This window comes from Methanobrevibacter sp., assembly GCF_036307625.1.
GTDB lineage: Archaea > Methanobacteriota > Methanobacteria > Methanobacteriales > Methanobacteriaceae > Methanocatella.
In genome coordinates this window covers 1-6,035 of the sequence record NZ_JAXJXF010000163.1, presented here as the reverse complement: position 1 = coordinate 6,035, position 6,035 = coordinate 1, and the positions used below count along the sequence as shown (strand labels likewise).

Annotated in this window: 11 protein-coding genes; all 11 read left to right on the top strand. The window is 34.6% G+C overall.

The annotated features are described in order from the left end of the window. Positions 1-197 precede the first annotated feature (197 nt). Complete coding sequence (locus UIB65_RS10325) at positions 198-563, top strand: ribonuclease P protein component 4 (RefSeq protein WP_330041497.1); 366 nt, start codon at positions 198-200, stop codon at positions 561-563. Continuing rightward, on the top strand, positions 532-789 hold the full coding sequence (locus UIB65_RS10320) for a YhbY family RNA-binding protein (protein ID WP_296805113.1): 258 nt from the start codon (positions 532-534) through the stop codon (positions 787-789). The genes UIB65_RS10325 and UIB65_RS10320 overlap by 32 nt, the downstream gene beginning before the upstream one ends. 96 nt (positions 790-885) lie before the next feature. Beyond that, on the top strand, positions 886-1,323 hold the full coding sequence (locus tag UIB65_RS10315) for a 30S ribosomal protein S19e (protein WP_330041495.1): 438 nt from the start codon (positions 886-888) through the stop codon (positions 1,321-1,323). Between the two features lie 21 nt (positions 1,324-1,344). Further along, positions 1,345-1,710 carry a DNA-binding protein gene (locus tag UIB65_RS10310; protein WP_330041492.1) on the top strand — a complete coding sequence of 122 codons (366 nt, stop codon included), beginning with the start codon at positions 1,345-1,347 and terminating at the stop codon, positions 1,708-1,710. A 5-nt stretch (positions 1,711-1,715) separates the two neighbouring features. Further along, complete coding sequence (locus UIB65_RS10305) at positions 1,716-2,297, top strand: hypothetical protein (protein ID WP_330041490.1); 582 nt, start codon at positions 1,716-1,718, stop codon at positions 2,295-2,297. Positions 2,298-2,320: 23 nt separating this feature from the next. After that, positions 2,321-2,476 (top strand): 50S ribosomal protein L39e, encoded by a 156-nt coding sequence (locus tag UIB65_RS10300; protein WP_004032463.1) that lies wholly within the window; start codon positions 2,321-2,323, stop codon positions 2,474-2,476. 12 nt (positions 2,477-2,488) lie between these two features. Then, on the top strand, positions 2,489-2,734 hold the full coding sequence (locus UIB65_RS10295; RefSeq protein WP_330041488.1) for a 50S ribosomal protein L31e: 246 nt from the start codon (positions 2,489-2,491) through the stop codon (positions 2,732-2,734). Between the two features lie 45 nt (positions 2,735-2,779). Next, the gene (locus UIB65_RS10290) at positions 2,780-3,454 is read left to right on the top strand and encodes a translation initiation factor IF-6 (protein ID WP_330041486.1); all 675 of its coding nucleotides are present in this window, start codon (positions 2,780-2,782) and stop codon (positions 3,452-3,454) included. A gap of 24 nt (positions 3,455-3,478) precedes the next feature. Then, positions 3,479-3,703 carry a 50S ribosomal protein L18Ae gene (gene rpl18a / locus UIB65_RS10285; RefSeq protein ID WP_330041484.1) on the top strand — a complete coding sequence of 75 codons (225 nt, stop codon included), beginning with the start codon at positions 3,479-3,481 and terminating at the stop codon, positions 3,701-3,703. 18 nt (positions 3,704-3,721) lie between these two features. Further along, complete coding sequence (gene pfdA / locus UIB65_RS10280; RefSeq protein ID WP_330041483.1) at positions 3,722-4,150, top strand: prefoldin subunit alpha; 429 nt, start codon at positions 3,722-3,724, stop codon at positions 4,148-4,150. 155 nt (positions 4,151-4,305) lie between these two features. After that, the coding region (locus UIB65_RS10275) for a hypothetical protein (RefSeq protein WP_330041481.1) at positions 4,306-6,035 on the top strand (1,730 nt) is incomplete at its 3' end.

The following is a 6,035-nucleotide window of genomic DNA, read 5'->3' as shown; positions in this document are numbered from 1 at the left end:
TTTTTCCAAAAAATATGATTTTTCCAAAAACCTTCCCAAAATACACAACCTTTATAAACACCAATAAACATAATTATTCTTAATATTCATATTAACCTAAGGTTATCTTAACTATGGTTTTTGTTTTAATTTGCGCAAATCATTTTAATTCAATTTTGAATATTATATCCTATTTTCATGATTATGAGGAGGATATTTTGAGTAGAGGAAAAAGACCAAAGTGGATGATTGAAATAGCGATTGAAAGGATGAATATTCTTTTTGAACGTGCCGAGATGGAATTCATCACCCATCCAGAGCGCAGTGATCGCTATGTCGAGCTTGCTTTAAAGCTGTCCACAAAATACAATACCAAAATCCCTGAAAGATGGAAAAGAAGGTATTGTAGGAAATGCAAGAAATTCCTTTACCCTGGTCATAATTGCACCGTCCGGCTAATTAACTCAGAAGTTAATATTTTTTGTGGTGAATGTGGCCATGTTATGAAAATTCCTTATCGAAAGGAAAAGAAACTTAAAAGGAGAGCTAAATATGAGTCAATCAAAAAAAGAAATGATGAATAGAGCTCTTTCCGCGATGACAATTAATATTGGTAAAGCTGGTGTTAATGATAATGTTATTGAAGAAATCAAACGCCAACTGAAAGCTAATGAAATTGTTAAACTTAAATTTGCAAAAAATATCGCTAGAGATAAAGATGATTACATCGACGAAATTGTCACTAAAACCAGAGCTCAGCTCATTGACGTTAGAGGACATGTTGCTGTAATCTATAAGAAAAAGCCTTAAACATTATAAATTTAGAGTTACAGGCCCTATTTTTTTAGGTCTTAAATTTACAGTGGATTAAGCTACAATTATTTAATAAAATATTGGAGAATTAATATGACTACTGTATTTGATGTACCTGCAGATTTATTAATTGAAAAAGTCGCAGAAGAATTTAAAAATAATGATAAAATCAATTCCCCTGCATGGTCCAATTTTGTTAAAACTGGTGTTCACAAAGAAAGAAAACCAGAAAACGGAGATTGGTGGTATGTAAGAACTGCTTCTATCATCAGAAGAGTTTACATTGATGGTCCTGTAGGAGTTATGAGTTTAAGAACTTTCTACGGTGGTAAAAAAGACCGTGGCGTACGTCCTGAAGTATTTAAAAAAGGAAGTGGATCTATTGTTAGAAACGCACTTCACCAATTAGAAGACGCAGGATATGTGGAAAAAGTTGAAGGTGGAAGAGTTGTCTCCCCAGCAGGAAGATCATTCTTAGATAAAATTTCTGCTGAAATCATTAAAGATATTCCTGAACTTGAAAAATACTAATTATAATTCGGAGAGTTTGATATGAGCGATTTAGATGAAATTCGTCAAAAAAGAATGGCTGAATTACAAGCTCAACAGGCTGCTATGCAAAATCAGCAAATGCAGCAACAACAAGCTGCTGCTCAAGCACAACAGCAAGAAGCACAAAGACAACAGTTCGAGGCTCAGAAAAAACAGATTTTAGGTCAAATCATGACCCCTGAAGCTCGTACTAGATTAGGAAATCTTAAATTAACCAAACCTGAACTTGTTGAACAAATTGAACTTCAATTGATTCAATCAGCTCAATCCGGTAGTTTAAGAGGTAAAGTCACTGACGACCAGTTAAAAGTTTTGCTTAGACAAATTGCTGGTCAAAAAAGAGAAATTAAAATTACAAGGAAATAATATCGATGAAAGCTGGTGTATTATATAGTGGTGGTAAGGATTCATCCTTCATGGCTGTCATGCTTAAGAGATTAGGTCTTGAAGTAGAATTGTGCACTGCTAACTTTGGTGTTTACAAATCATACATTCCAGCATCCAAATCAGCAAAATCCTTAGGTTTCAATCATAGGGTTTTAGATTTAGACATAGAACTGCTTGATAAAACCTGCGATATGATAATGGATGACGGATTTCCAAATGACGGAATCAAGTACATTCATGAAAACGTCATAGAGAATGTTGCTGAAGAATATGATATTATTGCTGATGGGACAAGACGTGATGACAGGACTCCCAAACTCAATGTCAATCAGATAAGAAGTCTTGAAGACAGGAAAAACGTCCAATATATCAATTTGGACAGTTTCGGTCACAAATCCGTTAAGCTGATTACCTCTAATCTGTTTGAAATTTCTCATGAAAAGTCAAACAAGGACAACAGTTCTGATTATGAGGTCGAAATAAGGACTCTGATTGATGAAAAGGGAGGAAATTCATTGGACATATTCCCTGAACATTATCAAACTCGCGTTATTGGATATAAATAATAATTATTATTACAGGTGAGAAAATGAGTAGAAATAAACCATTAGCTAAAAAATTAAGAATGGCAAAAGCAAACAAACAAAATAGGAGAATTCCAATCTGGGCTTATGCTAAAACTAACCGTAAACTTAGATACAGACCAAAACCTAGACATTGGAGAAGAAACAGTCTTAAATTATAATGAGGGGTTATTATGGAAAGAGTTTACACAATTCCACTTAGAAATGTGAAAAATGTTAAAAGGACTATCAGAGCTCCTAGAGCTATCAGAGAAGTTAAAAACTTTTTAACCAAACACATGAAAGCTAAAGATGTTAAAATTGATGAATCTATCAATCATGCTATTTGGGAAAGAGGTATTCAAAAAATACCTTCTAAAATTACTGTAAAAGCAGTCAAAGATGATGATGGTATTGTACAAGCTACTTTAGCAGAATAGCTATAGTACCTTTTACCATGCTATTGAGTGATGTGAGGTGACAATATGTTAAAAAGAGTAGATATTGTAGGCAATCCGAACTTAGGTGTTTTTATTTTAACAACTGACGATATGGCTATCGTTCCTTATACACTTTTGGACGAAAAAGCGGATATTATTAAGGAAACATTGGATGTTGATGTTGTTAAATCTTCTATTTCAGGTAGCAGTCTCATTGGATCTTTAGCTGTAGCTAATTCAAATGGTATCGTTGTTTCCCCACATGTTTTAGATAGAGAAATTGAACAATTTGAAAAGCTTGGTTTAAAAGTAGCTACTCTTCCTGGTCAATACACTGCTGTCGGTAACATTATTGCAGCAAATGACAATGGTGCTATCGTAAGCCCATTTTTAGAGGAAGAAGCTATTGAAGTAATTGAAGAAACTTTGGATGTTGATGCAAAATCATCCTCCATTGTCGGAAGCGACATTATAGGTTCTTTAATCACTGTTACTAACAAAGGATTTTTAATGAGTAATCAAGCTGTAAATAGTGAAATTAATTTCGCTCAAGAAGTATTTGGTGTAGAAGGCGATATTGGTACTGTTGGCAAAGGAATTCCTTTAGTTGGAGCATGCGTTATTTCCAATTCAAATGGTGCAATTGTTGCTAAAGACAGTACTGGTCCTGAAATGGCTAGAGTTGAAGAAGCGTTAGGCTTTTTAGATGATGATTTTTAATTAATATATCATGAGGGATTTAATATGATAACTAAAATTTACAGAGTTAAAGGTACTTTTGTAATGGGTGATGAATATCATAAGTTTACTAAAGAATACAAAGCTACTTGTGAAGAAGATGTAGAAAACAAAATCTACGCTCGTTTCGGAAGTAAACATGGTATCAACAGGAATCAAATTTCTATTAAAGAAATTAAAGAAATTGCTCCTGAAGATGTTTTAGACCCAATCGTAAAAGAAATTTTATAAATGCGCTAAGGTGTTATTATGGAAGATCAGCAAAGATTAAACAATCTTCTTAATGAAATCAATGCATACAGGCAACAAGCTGAATTAATTCAACAGCAAATTGATTTGATTCAAACTTCCATTGCTGAAGTTGATGCATTATCCAACACTTTAGATGACCTCGAAGGAAAAGATTCTGTTGAAGCTTTCGTTCCTGTAGGTGCTGGTTCTTTCATTAAAGGGGAACTTAAAAGTACTGATGAAATTATTGTAAGTATTGGTTCAGGATTTGCCGTTAAAAAAGATGCAGATGGCGCTCGTGAAATACTTGCCGGACAGAAAGAAGATTTAAAAGATAGCTTAGACAAGATGTTGGCTAACTTACAACAATGCACTGATATTGTTGGAAATCTTCAGGCTCAGGCTGAGCAATTGGCCGCTGCCGCTCAAGGCAACATGACCCAATGAGCATAATGCTCTTACAATTTTTTTCTTTTTTTCTATTTTTTTTAAATTTAATTTTTCACAAATGTCTCATTTTCCTAAAATTTTTATTGTCTTTTATTCAATGAAAGCTTTTTCTTTAGTTGACTTAATATTAATAACTTCATAAAGTAAATATTATGTTCAACAAAAAAATTATGGTAATGTCTATCATCATTGCATGTTTGCTTGCTGTTTCTGCAGTTAGTGCATCAGATAGTATGGATAACCAGGTTTCAACTGTTAATGAATCTGTTAGCAGTCAGGAACCCGTTGCAATTGATGACGGTCAAAAAGAAAATACGTTAACAATGGATGATGAATATATACATGCCAATTTGGAAATGATAGATTCCCCTAAGGATTCGGGCAGTGATCAAGTCACTTTCAAATTATCCGACATGGCAGACAATTCTCCTTTGCCGAATGTTGATTTGTGTGTCTTAGCTTTTATTCCTCCAGAGGAATCTGCGGCCTCACAAGATGATGTGCTGGGAGTAGATGTGAATTCAAAACCATTGGCATTCATGGCAGATGTATACGACTCCGCCAAAATAACAACAAATTCAAAGGGTATTGCGGTATACACAATTCCTGACATATTCGACAAGGAATTTAAGATGATTGTTGGATTTTACGATGACGGATGGCCTTCTAGTGGCACTGAAGTCAAAATCGCTGGGGTTACAAAATATCTGTCTACAGATTTAATAGAAACCAATATGACCTCGCCTATTATTAAAGCTTCTTTAAAACTCTCAAAAGAGGGTTCATATTACAATAATGTTGTTTTAAAGGCTTCACTTATCGCAACAAATAATAAGGCGATATCTAATGAAACTATTCAGATTACATTTTCAAACGGTAAAAAAGTTAAGGTGACTACCAATTCCAAGGGTATAGCCACTTATAAGGTTCCATTTGGTGTGGGAACTTATTCAGCTACTGCCAATGTTGTTTCAAAGAAAGTTACTTCAAATTCCACAAGACTAAACAATATTGTAATTTCCAAGGCTCCGGTAACCATCAGCCCGTCCAAGCTTGCAACTACATATGCATCCGGCAAATATTTCCAGGTAAAGGTAATTAATTCAAAAACCAAACAGACAGTTCCAAATGTCAAATTGGCTTTAAAGGTATATACTGGAAAAAAATATAAAACCGTGACTGTAACCACAGATTCCAAGGGAGTTGCAAAATATAAGGCTTCTTCTTTGGCTATTGGTACACATAAGGTTGTTGTAAGTGTTAAAGATACCAAAAACTGTGCAGGTTCATCAAAAACCAGTTCAATCAAAATCTCCAAATCAGGAGTTTCCATATCTGCCCCTGAACAGCTCACTGTTTTCAAGAAAGGCCCTTCATTCAAAGTAAAGGTTCTAAATAAGGTATCTGGAAAGGCAGTTGCTGGAATCGTTGTGACAGTTAAGATTGCTGTAGGCAAGAATTATAAAACAATGACTGCCAAAACAAACAGCAAAGGAGTGGCTGCCTTTTCAACTAAAGGGCTTTCCAAAGGCAAACATGACATCAAAATTTCCACAAAAGCCAACGGCAAATATCGTGCTGGAAGTGAAAAAAGTTCCGTTAGGGTTTTAGCTTCAAAAATCACAACATACTTCATAATAAATCAGGGAATTCGTTTTATTCTCCCAAGTGGGCTAGTACTAACTACTGCTAATGTGATTTTGAGAGGCACTGACGGAAAAAATCTAATCAAGCCGATTAAAGTCTATTCTCCAAGTCACGGTACAACAACTGAAAAATCAGGTTCGGGAGTTCCTATTACATTGACTTATTCTCAAACATTCACTTTCAGTTTCGCTGGAGATGGAATCTACAAGCCTGCGTCAGCTACACATTATATGAC